19 protein-coding genes are annotated in these 19,991 nt (G+C 65.0%); 11 read left to right on the top strand and 8 right to left on the bottom strand.

Features of this window, described 5'->3' with window-relative positions; genetic code table 11:
- The first annotated feature begins 13 nt into the window (after positions 1-13).
- From ACFTR6_RS20050 to ACFTR6_RS20025, 6 genes are all read left to right on the top strand, one after another.
- Entirely contained in the window at positions 14-1,456 is a 1,443-nt protein-coding gene (locus ACFTR6_RS20050) for an aldehyde dehydrogenase family protein (protein WP_377959215.1), read from the top strand.
- Entirely contained in the window at positions 1,453-2,559 is a 1,107-nt protein-coding gene (locus ACFTR6_RS20045; RefSeq protein WP_377959214.1) for a tartrate dehydrogenase, read from the top strand. Before ACFTR6_RS20050 ends, ACFTR6_RS20045 begins: the two co-directional genes overlap by 4 nt.
- Positions 2,556-3,539, top strand: coding sequence for a D-2-hydroxyacid dehydrogenase (locus ACFTR6_RS20040; protein ID WP_377959213.1), 984 nt, complete (start codon positions 2,556-2,558; stop codon positions 3,537-3,539). Before ACFTR6_RS20045 ends, ACFTR6_RS20040 begins: the two co-directional genes overlap by 4 nt.
- A 95-nt stretch (positions 3,540-3,634) precedes the next feature.
- On the top strand, positions 3,635-5,077 hold the full coding sequence (aspA, locus tag ACFTR6_RS20035; RefSeq protein WP_377959212.1) for an aspartate ammonia-lyase: 1,443 nt from the start codon (positions 3,635-3,637) through the stop codon (positions 5,075-5,077).
- Positions 5,078-5,090: 13 nt separating this feature from the next.
- Positions 5,091-6,134, top strand: coding sequence for an NAD(P)-dependent alcohol dehydrogenase (locus ACFTR6_RS20030; RefSeq protein ID WP_377959211.1), 1,044 nt, complete (start codon positions 5,091-5,093; stop codon positions 6,132-6,134).
- A 34-nt stretch (positions 6,135-6,168) separates the two neighbouring features.
- Positions 6,169-6,432: a hypothetical protein gene (locus ACFTR6_RS20025; RefSeq protein WP_377959210.1), complete on the top strand. Its 264-nt coding sequence runs from the start codon at positions 6,169-6,171 to the stop codon at positions 6,430-6,432.
- Between the two features lie 66 nt (positions 6,433-6,498).
- On the opposite strand, the gene ACFTR6_RS20020 is transcribed toward ACFTR6_RS20025, so the two are convergent.
- Together ACFTR6_RS20020 and ACFTR6_RS20015 are read right to left on the bottom strand one after the other, a co-directional pair.
- Positions 6,499-7,200: a type 1 glutamine amidotransferase domain-containing protein gene (locus tag ACFTR6_RS20020; protein WP_377959209.1), complete on the bottom strand. Its 702-nt coding sequence runs from the start codon at positions 7,198-7,200 to the stop codon at positions 6,499-6,501.
- Positions 7,201-7,238: 38 nt separating this feature from the next.
- Positions 7,239-8,570: a class I SAM-dependent methyltransferase gene (locus ACFTR6_RS20015; RefSeq protein ID WP_377959208.1), complete on the bottom strand. Its 1,332-nt coding sequence runs from the start codon at positions 8,568-8,570 to the stop codon at positions 7,239-7,241.
- Between the two features lie 352 nt (positions 8,571-8,922).
- Here ACFTR6_RS20015 and ACFTR6_RS20010 point away from each other — a divergent pair, with 352 nt between their 5' ends.
- On the top strand, positions 8,923-9,390 hold the full coding sequence (locus tag ACFTR6_RS20010) for a hypothetical protein (RefSeq protein WP_377959207.1): 468 nt from the start codon (positions 8,923-8,925) through the stop codon (positions 9,388-9,390).
- Positions 9,391-9,461: 71 nt separating this feature from the next.
- Here the strand turns inward: ACFTR6_RS20010 and ACFTR6_RS20005 are convergent, their stop codons facing one another.
- Positions 9,462-9,923, bottom strand: a complete 462-nt coding sequence (locus tag ACFTR6_RS20005) for a hypothetical protein (protein ID WP_087872893.1) — start codon at positions 9,921-9,923, stop codon at positions 9,462-9,464.
- Positions 9,924-10,397: 474 nt separating this feature from the next.
- Here ACFTR6_RS20005 and ACFTR6_RS20000 point away from each other — a divergent pair, with 474 nt between their 5' ends.
- Positions 10,398-10,892, top strand: a complete 495-nt coding sequence (locus tag ACFTR6_RS20000; RefSeq protein WP_377959206.1) for a hypothetical protein — start codon at positions 10,398-10,400, stop codon at positions 10,890-10,892.
- Between the two features lie 158 nt (positions 10,893-11,050).
- Positions 11,051-12,682 carry an alkaline phosphatase D family protein gene (locus ACFTR6_RS19995; RefSeq protein ID WP_377959205.1) on the top strand — a complete coding sequence of 544 codons (1,632 nt, stop codon included), beginning with the start codon at positions 11,051-11,053 and terminating at the stop codon, positions 12,680-12,682.
- A gap of 29 nt (positions 12,683-12,711) precedes the next feature.
- Here the strand turns inward: ACFTR6_RS19995 and ACFTR6_RS19990 are convergent, their stop codons facing one another.
- On the bottom strand, positions 12,712-13,065 hold the full coding sequence (locus ACFTR6_RS19990) for a GYD domain-containing protein (RefSeq protein ID WP_087872892.1): 354 nt from the start codon (positions 13,063-13,065) through the stop codon (positions 12,712-12,714).
- A gap of 146 nt (positions 13,066-13,211) precedes the next feature.
- Here ACFTR6_RS19990 and ACFTR6_RS19985 point away from each other — a divergent pair, with 146 nt between their 5' ends.
- Positions 13,212-13,478: a hypothetical protein gene (locus ACFTR6_RS19985; protein WP_157365097.1), complete on the top strand. Its 267-nt coding sequence runs from the start codon at positions 13,212-13,214 to the stop codon at positions 13,476-13,478.
- A gap of 245 nt (positions 13,479-13,723) precedes the next feature.
- Positions 13,724-14,701, top strand: coding sequence for an exonuclease domain-containing protein (locus ACFTR6_RS19980; protein ID WP_377959204.1), 978 nt, complete (start codon positions 13,724-13,726; stop codon positions 14,699-14,701).
- 7 nt (positions 14,702-14,708) lie between these two features.
- Here ACFTR6_RS19980 and ACFTR6_RS19975 read toward each other — a convergent pair whose 3' ends face one another.
- From ACFTR6_RS19975 to ACFTR6_RS19960, 4 genes are all read right to left on the bottom strand, one after another.
- Positions 14,709-14,891 (bottom strand): PspC domain-containing protein, encoded by a 183-nt coding sequence (locus ACFTR6_RS19975; RefSeq protein ID WP_076798472.1) that lies wholly within the window; start codon positions 14,889-14,891, stop codon positions 14,709-14,711.
- Between the two features lie 155 nt (positions 14,892-15,046).
- The gene (locus ACFTR6_RS19970) at positions 15,047-17,398 is read right to left on the bottom strand and encodes a multicopper oxidase domain-containing protein (protein WP_377959203.1); all 2,352 of its coding nucleotides are present in this window, start codon (positions 17,396-17,398) and stop codon (positions 15,047-15,049) included.
- Positions 17,399-17,604: 206 nt separating this feature from the next.
- Positions 17,605-19,032: a GAF domain-containing serine/threonine-protein kinase gene (locus ACFTR6_RS19965; RefSeq protein ID WP_377959202.1), complete on the bottom strand. Its 1,428-nt coding sequence runs from the start codon at positions 19,030-19,032 to the stop codon at positions 17,605-17,607.
- A gap of 137 nt (positions 19,033-19,169) precedes the next feature.
- Complete coding sequence (locus ACFTR6_RS19960; protein ID WP_076798469.1) at positions 19,170-19,427, bottom strand: hypothetical protein; 258 nt, start codon at positions 19,425-19,427, stop codon at positions 19,170-19,172.
- Between the last annotated feature and the right edge of the window lie 564 nt (positions 19,428-19,991).

The following is a 19,991-nucleotide window of genomic DNA, read 5'->3' as shown; positions in this document are numbered from 1 at the left end:
CGGGGGAGCCTTCATGGAAGGGCAGTGGCAAACCGCTGACCTGACCGTGGAGGTCCGGGATCCTCAGGACGGCCTGCTGTTGGGGCGGGTCTGCACGTCTACTCCGCAGGATGTGCGCCGGGCCATCGCCCACGTTCATCGGCACCTCCAGATCCAGGACTGGCCGTTGCGGTCCCGCCGGGAGGCGCTGGAAAACGCGGCGCTGCTGCTGACGGAGCAGGCTGCGTACTTCGCCAACATCATCGCCGCCGAAAGCAGCAAGACCATCACCGAAGCCGAGCGAGAGGTGAGCCGGTGCGTGGAGACCCTCCGGCTGTCCGCAGCGGCATCGAGCGAGCTGGCGGGGGAGACCCTCGGGTTTGAAGACAGCATGGCCGGCGGGAACAAGATCGGCTGGTACAGCCGGAAACCGGTGGGCATCGTCGCGGCAATCACGCCGTTCAACGATCCGCTGAACCTGGTGGCACACAAGTTGGGCCCGGCCCTCATCGGAGGCAACGGCGTCGTACTTAAACCCTCCACCCGAACCCCGCTGACCGGTCTGGCCCTCGTCCAGCTGTTGCTCGAGGCCGGCGTCCCGTCGGGACGCCTCGCCGCAATCGTCACTGGTCCCGGTGTCTCCAGGGCGCTCGTCACCGACCAGCAGGTGGACCTGATCTCCTTCACGGGCGGCCCGGCGACGGCGGAACGCATCGCCGCCGCTGCCGGGTCCAAGAAGATCCTCTCGGAGCTGGGCGGCAACAACGCCACGATCGTCTGCCCCGATGCCGATGCCGATGCGGCCGCGAAGGCGATCGTTGCCGGAGCGTTCGGAGTGGCGGGGCAGAACTGCCTTTCCGTGCAGCGCGTCTACGTCCACACCTCGCTGTTCGAGGAGATCCTGGCACAGGTGACCGTGGGCACCAAGTCCCTCACAACGGGACCCAAGCTCGATCGCAGCACCGACGTCGGTCCGCTGATTTCCGAAGACGAAGCCAAACGTGTTGAGGAATGGGTGGAGGAGGCAAAGGCAGCCGGGGCCAGGGTCCAGGCCGGCGGGCGGCGACGCGGCACCTTCTATGAGCCGACCGTGCTGACCGACGTGCCCTCGGAATGCAAGGTGATCAGGGAGGAAGTCTTCGGGCCGGTGGTTACCATCATCCCGTTCATCGAGATCGCCGACGCGATCCATGAAGCCAACAACACAGCCTACGGTCTCCAGGCAGGCGTCTTCACCCAGTCCATTGACCGGGCCCTGACCATCGCCGAGCAGCTGCACGTGGGCGCCGTGGTGATCAACGAGACCAGCGACGTCCGCATCGACTCCATGCCCTTCGGCGGGTTCAAAAAATCCGGCGTCGGCCGCGAAGGCGTCCGTTACGCCGTCCACGAAATGACCGAACCGAAGAACACCATCATCAACCTTGGAGAGCAACCGCGCTGGCAAAGCCTCGGCCGTCTGGCGGGGACCTCATGAGTAGGCACAGCATCGCAGTCATCGCTGGAGACGGCATCGGCAAGGAAGTCGTCCCGGCAGCCATCGCCTGCCTGGAGCGGATCGCGGACCTCCATTCGCTGAGCCTGGAATTCACGTCCTTTGACTGGGGCTCCGACTATTACCTCAGCCACGGGAGGATGATGCCGGCTGACGGGCTGGAACAGCTCGCAAGGCACGACGCCATCTTCCTGGGCGCCGTCGGGTCCCCGGAGGTTCCGGACACGGAGTCCCTGTGGGGGCTGCTGATCCCGATCCGGCGTGAATTCCAGCAGTACATCAACCTCCGCCCGGTCAAAACGCTCGACGGCGTCGCGTCACCTCTTGCGGCGGAGAACCCGATCGACCTCCTGATCGTTCGGGAGAACAACGAGGGCGAATACTCAGAGGTCGGCGGGCGGATGTACCGCGGGCTGCCGCACGAGAGCGCGGTGCAGGAAACCATCTTCACCCGGCTTGGCGTCTCCCGCGCCGCCCGTTTCGCTGCGTCCCTCGCCTCGTCGCGGTCGGGGAAGCTGACATCGGCGACGAAGAGCAACGGCATCATCCACACCATGCCGTTCTGGGACGAGGTTGTGGAGGAGACCGTCAAGGACTATCCCGGCGTCAGCGTCACGCATGAGCTCGTGGACGCCCTGGCGGCCCACCTTGTACTCAAACCCTGGACCCTGGACGTCATCGTAGCCTCCAACCTGCTCGGGGACATCCTCTCCGATCTGGGCAGTTCCGTGACCGGCTCGATCGGGCTGGCGCCGAGTGCCAACCTGAATCCGGAAGGTGACTTCCCGTCCCTTTTCGAACCGGTCCACGGCTCTGCTCCGGACATCGCCGGCAAGGGTTTGGCCAATCCGGTCGGCCAGATCTGGTCCGGAGCCATGATGCTCGAACACCTCGGCCACCCCCAAGCGGCCGCCCACCTGCAGGCAGCGTTCGAGTCGGCTCTGCGGAATGGGCAGGGAACCCGCGACGTCGGCGGAACCTCATCGACGTCGGAATTCACGGCCGCCGTACTCACCGCCATCGACGCGTATGCCCCGGACGAGGTGGGCCCGGCCGCGGCGCTTACCGGGACTCCGCTGTCATGACGGCCCCGGGGCAGGGCCGGCGTCCAGTTGTTGCGGCCCTTTACCGGGAGGCGCTGCCGCCCCGCCTGGCCGAAATCGAGGAACTTGCGGAGGTCCGGCTGACCAAGGCCGACGGGTTGGCGGAGGCGCTGGACGGCGCAGACGTGCTGTACCAGTGGCACTCCTTCTCACCGGCCCTGAAGGAGAACTGGGGCGCGGCGGCAACCCTGAAGTGGGTCCACGTCTCGGCCGCCGGCGTCAGCCAGCTGCTCTTTGATGAACTGATCCGCAGTGACATCACCTACACGAACTCCCGCGGCGTCCTGAGCCGGTCCATCGCCGAGTTCGCGCTCGGGTTCGTGCTGGACCTGGCCAAGGACGCCCAGGGTTCGTTCCGGCTGCAGCAGCAAAAACGCTGGCAGCACCGGGTCACCCGCAAGATCCAGGGCCAGAGCGCGCTCGTGGTCGGCACCGGATCCATCGGCCGGGAGATCGCCCGGCTCTTCAGCGCCGTTGGCATGAAGGTGGATGGGGCCGGCCGCGCCGCCCGCGCAGGTGACGCCGACTTTGGGCAGATCCACTCCTCCCGCGACCTGTCCCGGATCGTGGGGGACTACGACTTCCTGGTCTTGGCCGCGCCACTGACAAACGAGACCAGGGGCCTGGTTAGCGCCGCGGTCCTGGCCGCCATGAAGCCGTCCGCGCACCTGGTCAACGTCGGGCGGGGGGAGCTCGTCCACACAAGCGCCCTGACCGAAGCACTCGTCGCCGGCTCCATCGCCGGCGCCGCCCTGGACGTCGTGCACCCCGAACCCCTGCCCGAAGGACACGCACTCTGGGGCATGGACAACGTCATCATCACACCCCACATGAGCGGCGACACCCAAGACTACCTCGATGATCTCGGCAAACTCTTCGTCGACAACCTGCGACGGTACTGCAACGCCGATCCGCTGCAGAACGTCGTGGACAAGTCCCTCGGATTCGTCACCGCTTCTTGACTCCTCTCCACCAAACAACCCATCGATTGCTCCGCAAGTGTCGTTTTGAGCGTCCAAAAGGGCACCTGCGGAGCAGTCGGCACAAGGATTCAGACATGACCGAGACATCGTCCCTTTTGGAAACAGCTGGCAGCAGGACGGAGGCTGACTTCATGGGCGCCCGGCAGATCCCCGCGGCTGCTTACTGGGGCATCCAGACCCTGCGTGCAGTGGAGAACTTCCCGATCACCGGCATCGCAATCTCATCCTTACCGCGGCTGGTCCAGGCACTTGCCCAGGTGAAGCACGCGGCTGTGCTGGCGAACTTCGATCTGGGTCTGATTGACGGGACCAAAAAGGATGCCATCGTGCAGGCCTGCCGGGACATCGAGGAGGGACGCCTGCTCCGCCAGTTTGTTGTGGATGTGATCCAGGGCGGTGCCGGAACCTCCACGAACATGAACGCGAACGAGGTCATTGCGAATCGTGCCTTGGAACATTTGGGGCTGCCCAAGGGCCAGTACTCCGTGATTCACCCCAACGGGGACGTGAACATGGGCCAGTCAACCAATGACGTGTACCCAACGGCGATCAAGATCGCGACCATCCAGGGTGCCCATGAGTTGCTCGCCGCCATGGCATATCTCCGCGAAGCACTGGCGCGCAAGGCCGTTGAGTTCGACGACGTGGTCAAAGTGGGCAGGACGCAGCTGCAGGACGCGGTGCCCATGACCCTGGGCCAGGAGTTCATCACATATGCGGTGATGGTGGGCGAGGACGAACGGCGGATCCGCGAAGCGCTGGTCCATCTGCACGAGATCAACCTCGGCGCAACCGCCATCGGCACCGGCATCAACACCCATCCCGGATACGCTGTGGCGGCACGCAGGCACCTGCAGGGCATCACCGGGCTGCCGCTGGTAACGGCCGACAACCTCGTGGAGGCTACCCAGGACTGCGGAGCCTTCGTGTTGTTCTCCGGAACGCTGAAACGGGTGGCCGTCAAGCTGTCAAAGATCTGCAATGACCTGCGGCTGCTGTCCTCCGGGCCCAGGGCGGGCTTCGCGGAAATCAACCTCCCCCCGCGCCAGGCGGGATCGAGCATCATGCCCGGAAAGGTCAATCCGGTCATTCCGGAGGTGGTGAACCAAGTGGCTTTCGAGGTCGTTGGCAATGACCTGACCATCACCATGGCCGCCGAAGCGGGGCAGCTGCAGCTGAACGCGTTCGAGCCGGTCATCGCCCGGTCCCTGTTCGCCAGCCTGGCCCACCTCACCGCTGCATGCACCACGCTGGCCGACCACTGCATTGACGGGATCACCGCCAACAGGGAGTACCTGCGGTCCCAGGTCGAGGCGAGCATCGGCGTCGTGACCGTCCTCAACCCCCTCATCGGTTACGACGCGGCAACTTCCATCGCGCGTGAGGCGCTCTCCACCGGGCGCAGTGTCACGTCCCTCGTCCTGGAACGCGGGCTGCTCTCGGCCGCTGAACTCGAGGAAATCCTCCGGCCCGAACACCTGGCAAACCCGCAGGACCGCACTGCCTTGCACCACTAGTTAAGGAACCGCTATGCCCACCCTAGCCAAAGCCTACGTGGCTGCTTCACCCTCCGCGCCCTTGGAGCCCGGTACTATCGAGCGCCGCGATCCCGGTGACTTCGAGGTGAGGATCGCCATCAAGTTCACAGGGATCTGCCATTCGGACATCCATACGGCGCGCGGCGACTGGGGGCAGGTTAATTACCCGGTTGTCGTGGGACACGAAATTGCCGGCATCGTGGAGGCCGTCGGGGCGAAGGTCACCCGCTACTCCGTGGGGGACCGGGTGGGGGTGGGCTGCTTCGTTGATTCCTGCCGCGAATGTGCCAACTGCCGCGCCGGGGAGGAGCAATACTGTCTGGCCGGTGTTACGAGAACCTATAACGGGGTGGGCCGGGACGGCTTGCCTACCGCGGGCGGTTACAGCACCAGCATAGTGGTGGATGAAAACTACGTTCTTCGGGTGCCTGACGGCATTGCGCTCGATGCCGCCGCGCCTCTGCTGTGTGCAGGCATCACTGTGTACTCGCCCCTGCGGAACTGGCGGGCCGGGCCCGGAAAGCGCGTGGCGATCATCGGCATGGGAGGTCTGGGCCACATGGGCGTCAAGATTGCTGCCGCTCTGGGCGCCGACGTCGCGGTACTGAGCCAGTCGCTCAAAAAGCAGGAGGACGCGCTACGCCTGGGTGCGCAGCACTACTATGCAACATCCGACCCCGCCACCTTCGACATCCTGGCGGGTCACTTCGACCTGATCATCAACACTGTCTCAGCCGATATCGACGTCGACGACTACCTTGCACTGCTCGATCTGGACGGCACCATGGTGCTCGTAGGATTGCCGTCGAAGCCCCTCACCACGCGCGCCTGGTCCCTCGTCGGCTACCGGCGGAACCTTGCAGGGTCCAAGATGGGCGGCATCCGCCAGACGCAGGAGATGCTGAACTTCTGCGCAACTCACGGGCTCGGGGCCGACGTCAACGTTATTCCCGCGAGCAAAATCAACGACGCCTACGACCGCGTCATCGCCAGTGATGTCCGCTACCGCTTCGTCATCGACGCAGACACCTTCTGACACCCCCCAACAAGCAGAGAAAGGCTTTCCCAATATGTCAGTTGCATCCTCCACCCCCCTTGCACGTGGCAGCCGGGCCAAGCGTGGTGCGGCCAAGCCGCCTAGCTACAGCGTGGGTGACCGCGTCCTTTTTGAAACAGAGGGAACCGCCGGGTCCGGGGTCATCGATGACCTCCTGCCGGACGGTTCTGTTGTCTGGGTCTGGCCCGATGACGCCATGGGCCGCAAAATGCTCTACGCCGCCGACGCGCTGTCGGTTCGGCACGAAGACGCCTCGCACAAGCGACCTGCCCGGTAGGAAGACTGCCTATGACCGCATAAGTCGGTACACCGTGGCCCCGAGAGGCCCAGCCAGGGGTTCTGATTATTCGGCGAGGGCCTTGATGACCTCCTTGGCCACGTCCTCGCTGGACTGCGGGTTCTGGCCGCTGATCAGGTTGCCCTCGCGCACCACGTGGCTGGCCCAGTCCGAACCGGTCTCCACGTTGGCGTCCTTTCCCCGAAGGGCCGTCTCCACGAACCACGGCGTGTTCTCGCCCGTGCCACCGCCCAGCTCCTCCGAGTTGGTGAAGACCGTCAGCTTGCGGCCCGCGAAGGCGAACGCACCGTCGTCGGCCGTGGCGCTGAGCAGGGCCGCCGGGCCGTGGCAGAAGGGTGCGATGATCTTGCCGGCGCCGTTGGCCTCCACGAGGATCCGGCCGAGGTCCTTGTCCTGGAAGAGGTCGGCCATGGGGCCGTGCCCGCCAGGCAGGACGACGGCGTCGTAGGCGGACATGTCGACGTCGGCCAGCACCAATGGCGCGAAAAGGTCCACCTCGATCATGTCCAGATAGGTGCGGAAGTCCTCCGCCCGTTCCTCACTGCCCACCGTCTCGGCCTGCAGGCTCAGCTTGTCCACCGTGGGTTTGACCCCGCCAGGAGTGGCGAAATCCACTGAATGTCCCGCCTGCTGAAGGGTCCGGTGCGCCACCACCAGCTCCTCGGCCCAGAATCCGGTGGGATGCTGGCTGCCATCCTTCATGGTCAGCGAGTCGGCCGCCGAGACGACCATCAGAATGTTAGCCATTGTCCTTGCTCCTTGTGTGTGGATTTCCTGGTTTAGGCTCAGCCGGCCCAGTTCCTCAGCCGCAGCTGCGGTTCCTCGCCGCCGGACTTTTGCACGAGGACCTGGTTCACGCCGGTCAGCCCGTTCTCGAAGCCGAGCGCGCTGGCCGCCATGTATAGGCGCCAGATGCGGGCGCGGCCTTCGGAGGTGAGCCGGACTGCTTCGTCCCACTGGTCCTCGAGGTTCCTGACCCAGGCCCGCAGGGTCAGGCCGTAGTGCCGGCGGAGGGCCTCGACGTCGAGCACTTCGAAGCCGCCGTCCTCCAGGGCCGTGACCACCGTCCCCAGGCTGAGCATCTCGCCGTCGGGGAAGACGTAGCGGGGGATGAACGAGTCGGGGTCGTCCTCGGCGGGTCCGGCGTTCCAGGAGATGGAGTGGTTGAGCAGCCGCCCGCCGGGACGCAGCAGGCCATGGAGCTGCTCGACGTACCGGGGGAGCTGCTCGCGGCCGACGTGCTCGGACATGCCCATGGAGCTGATCGCGTCGAAGGGGCCGTCGTCCACATCTCGGTAGTCCTGGACGCGGATGTCCACGCGCTCGGTCAGCCCGGCCTCGGCCACACGCTTCCGGGCTAGGTCCGCCTGCTCCGTGGACAGCGTGACGCCGACGACGTTCACCCCGTAACGCTCAGCCGCGTGCAGGGCGAAGCTTCCCCAGCCGCAGCCCACGTCCAGCACCCGCTGGCCCGGCTTCAGCCCGAGTTTCCGGCAGATCAGGTCGAGCTTCGCCTCCTGCGCCGCTTCCAGGCCCGTGCCCTCGTCGGACCAGACGGCGCATGAGTAGACCAGCGACGGGCCCAGGACCAGCCGGTAAAAGTCGTTGCCGACGTCGTAATGGTGGGAGATGGCTGCGACATCCCGCTTCCTTGAATGCCGCCTTCCGTGCTGCTCGACCTTGGCCTCCTCCGGCGGGGGAGCGGGGTTGGGCCCCAGCGCGCCCAGCCGGACACCGGTTTTGAGCAGCGTCCACAGCTCCCGTGGTGTCAGCGGAGTGAAGGGGCCGGGTTCGGCGAACTTGCCGGCGGAGCTGAGTGCCGCGAAGGCTGCGAAGATGTCGCCATGCGCCTTGATCTCGCCGGCGACATACGCCCGGCTCAGTCCCAGCTGTCCCGGCGACCAGAGGATCCGCCGCAGCGCCCTTCGCGACGTGAATTCGATCAGCGGTGCGTCGGCGGGACCTGCTTCGGAGCCGTCCCAGGCCCGCAGCCGGACCGGAATCTGCTCGGTGCCAGGCCCTCTCGTATCCGGGTGCCCGGTGCCCGCGTCCCCGGTGCCGAGAACGATGGCCAATGCCTTGGCCAGTTTTGGTGCCGCTCCGGTAGTCTTTGCCATCTTCGTCGCCTCTCATCCGCTCCCCAGCCCGCCGGGATGCGCCATTGCAGTCCCGTGGAAATAAGGTACACAAGCCGGCCTGCCCCGGACAGGGAGACAGGTCTGTCTTGCTTGGAGTGCCTGACTGCGGACGGGTTCTGCCGCCCGAGTCCGCCCCTGCCTCCCACGAATTCGCGGGAGGCCTGCAGGCCCGCCGGAAATTTCCAGCGTCCTGGGTGCGTTCCGGCGTGCCCGGCGAGGTTTGCGCGGGCTCAGCCTCCGCAGTCCCGCGCTTCTCCGCTCTGGACCGGCTTTCGGGGCGGTGGGATCCTGAACCCAACGTCGACCGGGGGGAGAAAGGCTGTAGCAGACCATGGACGAATCCGCGGATACCCGCCAACGGCTGTCCAACCGCATCGACCTGAAGCAGCAGGCCATTCGCGTGTATCTGGGACGTGAGCGGCCGCGCCGGAACAGGCTCTCCAACATCAGCATCGTGGGCAGTGCCCTGGCCGCGATGCTCACGGCAGGTCCGGCCGTTGGCGGGACCGGATTCACCCAGGCCATCCAGGGCATCTTCAGGCTGGAGGAGGAGTCCGTGGTGTGGCGGTTCCTTTGCCTTGCTGCCGTGATTTTCTCCGTCGCCGCGGCGCTGGCCACGAACTTCGCGAACTCCCGTGCCTTGGGCGAGAAGGTCAGCGCCGCCGAGAGCGCGAATGCCCAGCTGGAAGGCCTCCAGCTGTCCCTAAGCTTTGGCAGCCTCGCAGTGGAGGACGCGCTCAAGCTATACCAGCAGGCCGTGGCGCAGGTGGCGTTCGTGGACGAGGCACCGGTGCGCTGAACTGCTTGTTTTAACGCACGACGGCGGGTGGCTGGCAGGAATGCCAGCCACCCGTTCGTATGTGGTGACCGTTATGCCAATAATGCGCAAATATCGGTCACCTTCCCAGGGCCTTCAAAAGCGCTTACTTGGCGTCCCTTGTCATCCAGCACGAAGGTTACGGTGCCTTGGGTGAAGAACAGGCCTTCGGTGGGACCTTCTGGAACGATCAGGACATTGTTACCCGTTGACGTCACGACAACAAGGTCGGGATCGCTCGCATCGATGTGGGTTGCCCCCGTAATGACAAAGCTGACGCTTTCTCCGTCCTTATTTGTGAGAGTTACCCGCTGATTCGGTGCAGTGATGATTGAGGCTCCGCCGGGAAGTTCATTGACCCCTGACCCGCCGGTTACCGTGATTTCGACACGGAAGCCGCAGTCTCTGTTGACGAACGTGAACTCGATGGGTTCCGGGGGCGCGGCGGCGACGGGCCCTCCACCTACAACAAGACCAAGCAAAACGGCAGCAAAAACTAAGATCTTTTTCATCATGAATTCCATTCCGATGGGGTGCGAAAGCGCGCATGCCGAAGGGGACGCAATACGCGCACGAATTGACGGGCGGTAAAGTCAGCCCTGAATATTTGATGTGGGCGGTTCCTCCATGGAGAATCCCGCAAATGAGTTGCCGCGAGGAAAAGCGCCACGCGCCTAATTCCCACCCATTTACCCTTGCCCGAAAGTAAGGGTCAGCTCTCGGCATATCTTCCTTGATTAATGCCCAGGTGCAGGATGTTAGTCCGAGCTTCGAGCGGTTGGGAAGACAATTCCAATATTTGTCAATTAATCCGGCCATTTTGTCATGGGACCCCCGCTGCAAAGATCAGTGCTGGCACGGAAGTCACGGATGGGTGCCAGGTTTCACCATTGATTCACCGGATCAATCGGAGAGACACCGAGGATCCGGGGCCCGATCCCCAGGGCGCAAACCTCATCCATCGCATCTTCATTCCTAGGAGCACATTCGTGTCTACTTCCCCTGCATCGAAGAAGTCCCATCCCATCCGCCGCAAGCTCGCCCTCTTGTCTGCTCTCGGCGTGGCAATGGCGGCTGTACCGTTTGCCCTTGCGGCTCCGGCCCAGGCCGCGACCACCAGTTATGCCTGCTCTGTCACCCCTCTGAAGCCAGTCTTCGCCGGGTTCAATTCCTCGGGCGTCAAACTCGTGGACTACAAGATCCAAGTCCGTTGCTACAGCGACCGCTACGTGAACATCACGCAGGAACGCTGGGAGGACGACGACTGGCCCAACGGTGACGACTACCTGGGCACCTCCAACTTCAGCCGTCACCTGAACTACTGGAGCGGACCCGTGACCATCTCGAACGTCCGCACCCTGGTGAACGGCGAGATCGGGAACGAAGAGGTCTACCAGAAGGTCCGGTGGCAGGAAGGCACCAACGGCGTGTGGTCGCCGTACACCGGCTGGAAGACCAGCGCCAGCTTGTCGATCTCCAACTAACGTCGACTAGTTGCAAGCATCGGCAAACTAAACACTCAAGGCCCGGCTCCCACCGGGCCTTGATTGTTTTCTGCCCGGGGGTACTCCGTCACCGCCGCGCTCCACCCGGTTCACCCCGCCGTCGCCGGCTCTTAATCCGGCCCGTCAAGGATGGCCCCATGACTGCTCTCTCCCGCCGCAACGTCCTCAAAGGTGCCATCGCCGCTGCCGGTGCTGCCGCCGTCGCACCCTCACTGGTTGTCCCCGCCCACGCGGCCCGCCCGTCCGCCGTTCCGCTGGTCCGCAACCGCCTGACCCTGCCGTCCGGCATCTCCACGGGAGACGTCACCACCAACTCCGGCGTCCTGTGGTCCCGCGCATCGGGCGCGGGCCGGCTGGTGGCCAAGCTCGTGGCCGTCGACGAGGGCGGGTCAGCGCTCCGCGGCAGCCGCGCCTTCAGCCGTGTACTGCGCGGCACCACCGCCAGCGGCGCGACCGACTTCACCTCCAAGATCCACGCCCGCGACCTGCCGTCGGGCACCCGCTTTGCGCTCACCATGCACTTCGAGGATCCGGACGGCAACGCCGGCGAAAACCTGAGCGGCTCCTTCAGTACCGCGCCCGGCTCGAAGGCCAGCAGTGTCTGGTCCCGCAGCAACGGCGAACAGAAAGGCCAGAGCTTCGTCTGGACCGGCGACACCGCGGGCCAGGGCTGGGGCATCAACAAGGACATCGGCGGCATGCGCGGGTACGCGGCCATGCTCGCCACCAAGCCGGACTTCTTCATCCACGCCGGCGACACCATCTACGCCGACGGCCCCATCGCCGCCCAGGTCACCGAGCGCGACGGCCAGATCTGGCGCAACCTCGTCACCGAGGAAGTCTCCAAGGTTGCCGAAACCCTCGAGGAGTACCGCGGCCGGCACCGCTACAACCTGATGGACAGGAACATCCGCGCCCTTTACGCCGAGGTCCCGGTCATCGCCCAGTGGGACGACCACGAAACCACCAACAACTGGTACCCCGGCGAAATCCTCACCGACGCCCGCTACACCGAGCGCCGCGTTGACGTCCTTGCCGCCCGGGGCCGCCAGGCCTGGCAGGAATACCAGCCCATCGCCCAGCTCAGCGACGGCAGCACCGGCTTCGAACCGGCCCGCATCTACCGCAAGATCACCCGCGGGCCGCAGCTGGACGTCTTCTGCCTGGACATGCGCACCTACAAGGAGCCCAACACCGACGGCAAGGAAACGAAGCTCACCCACATCCTGGGCCAGGAACAGGCCGACTGGCTCATCCGCGAGGTCAGCAAGTCCAAGGCCACGTGGAAGGTGATCTCCGCAGACCTCCCGCTCGGCATCATCGTCCCCGACGGGCCCGCCGCCCAGGAGTCCCTCGCCAACCGCGACGGCGGTGCCCCCTTGGGCAAGGAACTCGAGATCGCGCGGGTGCTGTCCGCGTTCAAGCGCAACCGGGTTAAAAACGTCGTCTGGCTCACCGCTGACGTGCACTACTGCGCCGCCCACCACTACTCGCCCGAGCGTGCCGCGTTCCAGGATTTCGATCCCTTCTGGGAGTTCGTGGGCGGTCCCATCAACGCGGGCAGCTTCGGACCAAACCAGATGGACGGCACCTTCGGCCCCGAGGTGGTCTTCTCCCGGGCGGGCGCCTACGCCGGCGAGTCACCGCGCAGCGGCGAAAGCCAGTACTTCGGCCACGTGGACCTCGGCGAGGACGACGTCTTCTCCGTCACCCTCCGCAACGCCAACGGCACGGTGATCTTCCGCAAGGACCTGAACCCGGAGCGCTGAGCCGGCCGGTCCAACCCGGAGCGCCGGGCTCAGTCGACTGTAACCTCCGGTTGCTGTGCGGTGCCCGGAGCCTGGTATTTGATCTGTGCGGCCTGCCGCATGGCATCCATCGCCTCCTCGACGGTCAGGAGCACTGTTGTCTCGAATGAGGCAAGCGCCCCGCCCCCGGTGATCGCCACCGCGACTGCGGCCATGGACACGTTGTCCGGTGCCTCCCAGAGGTTGTAGCCGTCGTGCGTGCCGAAGGAGTACCAGAATCCGTGGAGCTTTCCGCCGACTGATTCGATGTAGGTTTTCGCGGCCTTTCTCCGGTCCTCCGGGCTGCTGGTCAGCCGTGCCCAGGTTTCCGGGGTGTAGCTGAACTTGGAAAGATAAAGGGGCATCGTCTGGTCCTTTCGTTCGCTCCCGGAAGCGGGATTTACCCAGAATGGCAGGGTGCTTTCCGGCGGGCAACGGCGGATTTTTCTTCCGAGGGGCCTTCGGTTTTTAGGTGGTAGCGACTTCGGCTGACCAGTGGGACGATTCCACTATGAGCGAGTTTTTTCCGGATCACGGGCCGCACCAGCACGCGCATGCGGCACCCACCACCCAGCAGATGCGTACTATCGGCCAGCGTCGGCGGGACGCGGAAGAGAAGCTGGAACAGCACCTCCAGGAAGCCCGGCACAAGGATCCTGCGCACCACAGTGCGCCGGTCACACAGTCCGTTCCGCTGATCGAAGTCCCCGAGGTTGCCGGCCAGGACGACGGCGGGATGGGGACCACCGGGGGCATAGATCCGAACCCGGGGCGGTAATCACCACCCGTTCCTGAACCAGCGACGGCGGGTGGCCGGCTAAGCGTTGCCGGCCACCCGCCGTCGGGCTTTCCCGGACAGGCGACGAGCAGTCAACAGCCGTTGCACTGGAGGAATGGCGCACGTCACATTGCCCTCCGGGGCCGTAATCCTGCATGCCTTCTGCAAGAATGGCGAGGTCATGTGCGGGAGGTCACAAACAACGGCGTTTGCGGCCTCCCGCGCCATGCCCTGGGGAGGCAAGGATGTCAGGAATCAGTTTTACGGCCATCGACTTCGAAACGGCCAACAGCCACCGCGGCTCGGCGTGCGCCGTCGGCCTGGTGAAGGTCCGGGACGGGCACATCGTGGACACGGCGTCGTGGCTCATCAAGCCGCCGCCCGGCATCGACGACTTTGACCCCATCAACGTGGAGCTCCACGGCATCGCTGAACAGGACGTCCAGAACGCCGCCGACTGGGAAATGTCCCTCGAAGGCATCCTGCAGTTCGTCTGCGAGGACCCGCTTGTGGCGTTCGATGCCCCCTATGACGCCTCGGTCATGCGCAAAGCCACCGAGCACCAGCACCTGGACCTGCCGGCCAAGGACTTCTACTGCGCGCTGCGTCTCGCCCAGGACCACCTGACCCTGCCGAGGCACCGCCTCAGCGACGTGCTCAACGCGCTGGATCTTCCGCCGGTTGAGCGGCATGAGCCGCGGGCGCACGCGCTGGCCTGCGCCCAGATTGTGCTCGCGATCGCCGCCGAGGGCGGCTTCACCGCTCTGGACGAGGTCTGGGAAGAGCCGACGACGACGGTCGGCAAGCGCCGCCGCGGCCGGCGTGTCCGGACGGACGCTGACCCGGAGACTGAGCCTGATGCCAACTTCACTGTGGTGATGCCCGACGCCGGTCCGCACCTGATTGCCGACCGTGCCGGTACCGCCGACGGCGGTTGGGAGGAGGGGCGTACCGTCGACCTGCTGCAGCCGGGCCGGACTGAGGCCGAGCGCCCCGGCGGCACCGCGAAGCGCGCATTCAGCACCGCCGCGGGACTGCTGCTGTTCGCGCTGGGTGTTGCGGCCGCCGTCGGACTCGCCTACCTGACCGGATACACCATCCGTTTCTTCGCCGCCGGTCAGACCCTTACAGCTGCACTGTCACTCGCCGCAGCCGCGGCCGCCATGTGGGCGATCTGGGCCAGCATCACGCGCGGCTGGCACCGGCTCCTGCCCGGCAACTGATCGGCGTTCAGCGCTCCTTGGGGATGAGGATCCACAACGCGATGTAGACCAGCTCCCCGACACCGAACAGGCCGAACAGCACAAAGCCGAAGCGGACCAGCGCCTTGGAAATGCCGAACCGCGCCGCCAGCGCCGCGCAGACGCCCGCGATTACCTTGCCGCTCCTGGGGCGGACCATACCAGCTTCCATGCCGCCACAGTAGCAGCCGGCCCGCTGTACGTCAGCGGCCCAGTGCGCCCGATTTCTCGGGACAGTTGACCCCGACGACGGGAGGCCGGCGACGCTGGCGCCCTCCCGCCGTCGAGCTTTCAAGAGTTATCCCTTGCATCTAATTAGCTGGCCGTTCAAACCGCCGTGACTGTAACCGTCTTCGTTGCGAGAACCTTCGACGTAAGCCAGTGCACGAACTGGATGCTGATGGTGTACTTTCCCGGGGCCGGAGGATGCAGCAGGAAGTCGAACTTTTCTGCGGCACCCGACTTGATGATGTCGGTCATGAGCGGCTGCCCGGCCGTATACGGCTGTACCGCCGGACCGGTGGGATTGGGCGTGGTCCAGAAGGGGCGGCCGTCATGTGCAATCAACTCTGCGATCTTTGCCGGCTTGCCCGCTGCGTCCGTGATCCGGGTCAGGGTGGGGAAGTAGTCCACGTTGACCATGCGGACGAGCGTCGGATACTTGCCGTACCCAGCCACGTTGGCCCGCATCTGCGAGACGGTCCACACCCTGTCGTCACCCCTGGGCCGGCTCGGGATGTTGCCGCCCAGGAGGAAGAAGTGCCTCGGCTCGAACCGGTTCAGTCCCGCGTCCTCGCCGTTGAGCCCCTCCGCGTGGTTCATGTCATGCCATCTCGGATCGATCGAGTACGGCGCGATCATGGTCTCCGTGGCGATGTCATAGAGCGGACCTTCAAACGAATGGCGGCGTGTCCCGGCGGGCGCGGGCATGGCCGGATTGGGTGCGGGATCCACAACGATGGCGCCGAACATGCCGTACTGCACGTGAAGGGGAGTGTTGACGTGGCAGTGGTAGAAGTAGGTTCCGGCCGAACCCCGGTTGGGGTTGCCGCGTTCGGCGACGTCCGGCCTCCACTGGTACGTGTAGTGGCCGGAAACTTCGAAGGAAGTGTGGCCTACGCCGTCGTTGCGGGGGTCCGGTTCGATGCCGTGCCAGTGAATCGTATGGACTTTCTTGCTGGGTTTGACGGTGGCGTGGAACAGCTGGCCCTCCTGCAACCGCACTGTAGTGCCAGGGAGTTGGCGGCCGAAGTCGTTGCCCTCGAAGCTCCACACCTCGTGCTCGGAGCCGTCAGGGAAGTCCATTTTCCTGTTGAAGAAGTCAAGCTCCAGCGAGACATCGGGTTTCAGCAGGAATTTGGTTTCCGGGCTGCCCTCATGGGGCTGGTCCGAGGAGAAATCCACCTGGCTGCGGAACGTGTGGTGGGCTTCGTCCTCCACTGTCGGGGGGAGTCCTGTGTCGGGGACGGGCTCGTGGGCCAGCACCCAGTCGGCCACAAGCCCGCCGGGGTACAAGCCGCCGCGCGCGGTCTGTGAGGGTTCGGCGTGGCAGTGCATCGGGTAGGTCCAGTCCTCTGCCCTGGCGTTCCAGACGTGGTCGATCACCTCCGGCGGCCGCCGAACCGGGAGCATGGCCTCCTTGCGCTCCCCGGGCTGCAGCTGAACGGTGTCCTCCCACTGCTGGAGAATGACGTCTCCCTGTGGCGAAACCCGGCCCTGGGAACGGGGGAAGTCGATGCCGTTGGCACGCACGGTCCAGACATGGTTGCCGTGGTAGTGCAGCTGGTGGTCCACGATGCCGGCGTTGAGCATCCGCATGAGGTGTCCGGTCCGCACGGCGCCCGGCGAGGGGGAGGCGCTGAAGTTGCGAACGTCCGTTTCGCGCGGGTGGCCCGACGGCAGGGTGTCCTCTTTGCGCCGGTTGTTGAACTCCGCGTCGCTGGTGACTGCCAGCGACTGAAACCCCGCGAACCCGTTGATGGTGAAGTAGTCCGGCACGGCCGGTGTGGCCAGCGGGTTGACTGTCTGTCCCCGCGAGGAGATCCGGGCCCAGTTGGAATCCACGTCATGGCAGAGCCAGAGCCACTGGCGTTCGAACTCTGCCGCGCCGGGCGCCAGCCGCCACGCGTTGCGCGGATCGATCACGACCAGCGCGCCGTACAGGCCAAGGGTCCGTTCCACCGGCTGGTTGCCCGGATCCGTAAACAAGTAGGTCCCGGGCAGAGGCGCCGGAAACCTCAGGAGCTTGGATTTTCCCGGCGCTACCTGACCGGAACCGATGTCCGCCCCGCCCGGGCCGGCACGATGGAACCGGATCTCATGCGGCTGCGCGAGGTTGTTGTGCAACATCACCTCGATGGTGCTGCCGCTCTCAGCGATGAGCGTACGCGGCGGAAAGAAGCTGGCCCAGTAGCCACGCCGCGCCAGGAACTGCCGGGCCTGCGCCGGGTCCGGACGCAGCGGCGTGGGCCTTCCATGCGGCGGAAGCGGTGCACCCAGCGGGTACGTCCTGCTGGCCACCACCCGTCCGTTTGCGGTGATGACCCTCGGACTCAGCGCCAGCGACGGGTTCGGATCGTTGACCGCGGTGCGCCGCTCCCCGAAGCCCCGGTGGTAAACGAGCGAGCCGTCCACCATCGGGACGTAGCCGTCGTTGACGTGGATGTCCAATACTGCCATTGCCGGCCTCCTGTGTCGTGGAGACCGGAACTAGATGCAGAACACAGGTCCATGGTCGCCCCCAATTGCGCTTACAGACACCACTCATCGTGGTCGGGGCAGCCTAGGAAAATCTTGCGGCGGGATTAATGTCCTGACATAACGTGGTGCCCATGCCAGGGGGCATCTCCGCGTGGCGGTGGCCCGCGGGCGGCGGGAAGGGGCTCCTAGCTGACGAGGCCGGTATCCATGGGAATCGTCGACGCTGCGGAACCCAGGGGAGTATCGGGCTGTCCAGCCGCTGCTTCCAGCCGCAGTTCAAGGTCCGTCATGACCATCCCTGCCAGATCCCGCAGGTTGGCGTGGTCCTCGGCAGTCAGGGTGCGCGGTTCGAAGTCCAGGATGCACAGTGTTCCGAGGTTGTGGCCACTGCGGGTCTTGAGGGGAACACCGGCGTAGAACTTCAGGCCGAACTCACCGGCGACCAGGGGATTGAGCAGGGTCCGCGGGTCCTCGGGCGCGTTCTCCACCACCCAGAGACCGTCCTGCAGGATCGCTGACGCGCACAGGCCCGGGTCCCGGCTGATCTGCTTCACCTCCAGCCCGTAGTGAGACTTGAACCAGATCCGGTCGTGGTCGACGATGGACACGATCGCCACCGGCACGGAGAAAAGCCTGGCGGCCAGCGCGGTGACCCTGTCGAACGCCCCGTCCGGGGGAGTGTCCAGGATTCCGTAGCTGCGCACCGCCTCCATCCGGGCTTCCTCGTCAGCGGGAATGACGGAGGCGTCCACCTTGTGCTTTCCGCGCGTGCTTAGGGACAGTTCATACAGGGCCTGGCTGACCTCCGTGGTCGACGGCCTGTCCTCCGGATTCCGGGCTGTCATGGCGGCAAGGAGCAGGCGCCACTCGGGTTCGACGTCGTCCGGAATGTGGGGGTCGTTCATGAGGCGTGCGAGGGCGCTCTGCAGGGGGTCGCCGGGAAAGGCCTGCTGCCCGGTCAGGCACTCGAGCAGCACCAGGCCCAGGGAGTAGACGTCGCTGGGCGGCCCCACGGGCTCGGCCTTCGCCTGCTCCGGGCTCAGGTAGCCTGCGGTGCCAAGGAAGCCTTCGCCCTGCAGGTCGGGTTCGTCAGCCATCAGTGCGATGCCAAAGTCCGTCAGCTTGGCGTGCATCCGGGCGGTGTCGTGCTGGTAGTCGAACACCAGGATGTTGCCGGGCTTGACGTCCCGGTGAACAACACCGCTTTCGTGGATGTACGCCAGGGCATCTGCCACGTCATAGCCGATCTCGGCCGTGTGGCGGGGGGAAAGCGGCCCCTCGGTGAGGCGACGCTTGAGATCCGGGCCTTCCACGAGCTCCATCACCAGGTAGATGCGGGGGCGCCCCGGCCCCTGTCGGTCCACCCCGGCGTCGAGCAGTGTGATCAGGCTGTGGTGGTTCAGGGCAGCGAGAACTTTGACCTCGGCGTCGTCGTCACGTGCCGTTTCCCGGGTCGTGTCCCTTCGGTTGATGACCTTGATGGCGACTTCCCGTTCAAGGGACTCGTCCACGGCCCGGTAAACGTTGGCCATGGCACCGGAACCTATCTGCTCCACCATGCGGTACCTGCCGCCTAGGATTGCGCCTTCTGCGCTGCCGGGTTCTACGGCCATTGGGTACCTGTACTTCCCGCCGAGCCCGCGGGCTGGCGATATAAGTGCGATGAATCGCTGTCTGGGCAATGCGCCCTAAATACATGTCTGAGTACGCAGAAAGAGCCGACTTGCGCCGGCTCTTTCACTTGCTTGGCCTAGATAAGGCTGGGGGCACTCGCCAGGATGTAGTCCGCTGCAGCCGGCCCCGTCATGGCCATTTCGCAGTTCTCAGGATCAATGCCGCGTTCCCTGAGCGCCACAAACAGCGCGCCAGCGGCATCCGGCTGTGCTTTATGGATCAGGCACCAGCTGGTGTAGAGGCCATAAAGCTCGTCAGGCCCGAGAACTGTGTCAGTCTCCCGCTCCGTGGTGAGCGCCTCGGCGACAAATAGGTCAAACTGGGTGGCATCCATTTTTTGGCTCCTCAATAGGACATGCACATTGATCCGCCGTTTCTGCTTCAGCGATAAACGGATCTCTGCCCATAGGGCCAGCGATCTACCTGAAATTTATGCGAGACAGACTGTTCTGTCTAGTTGAGCCGGTAACGCGCAGAGTAATGGCCGGGATGGCAGCTACCCGCTAGTACGGTCCGTGCCGTGCGGACTGCCTGTCCGGGCACCAGAATGACCCCGGGCACAATGAAATCCTATCCCTATATGTGCTCGGAGGCTGCTGCCCGGCGCCGATTTGCACGGGCCCCCGGGGCCGTGTAGAGTCTTTCGAGTCGCCGCCGCTGAAGCGGAAAAATAGCGGCCAACCCCCTTTCAAACAGCCTGGAAATGGTGCGCTAATAGAGTGCGCCGCGGACGGGCCGGGGACCCTCCTGCCAAGCGGAAATCGCAGAAACGCCGATTTGCAAAGCTTCGCCGGAACGGGTAAGTTTGAAAAGTTGCTCCGGAGCGATCCTGAACGTTGGTTTGGGTGGTGCCGGGTGTGTCTGTTGTTTGAGAACTCAATAGTGTGCCAAGTTTATT

The organism is Arthrobacter sp. NPDC057009 (assembly GCF_042673905.1).
In the GTDB taxonomy this organism is placed as follows: domain Bacteria; phylum Actinomycetota; class Actinomycetes; order Actinomycetales; family Micrococcaceae; genus Arthrobacter.
Note: the sequence above shows the minus strand (reverse complement) of the source record. Positions and strands in the feature narration are given on the sequence as shown.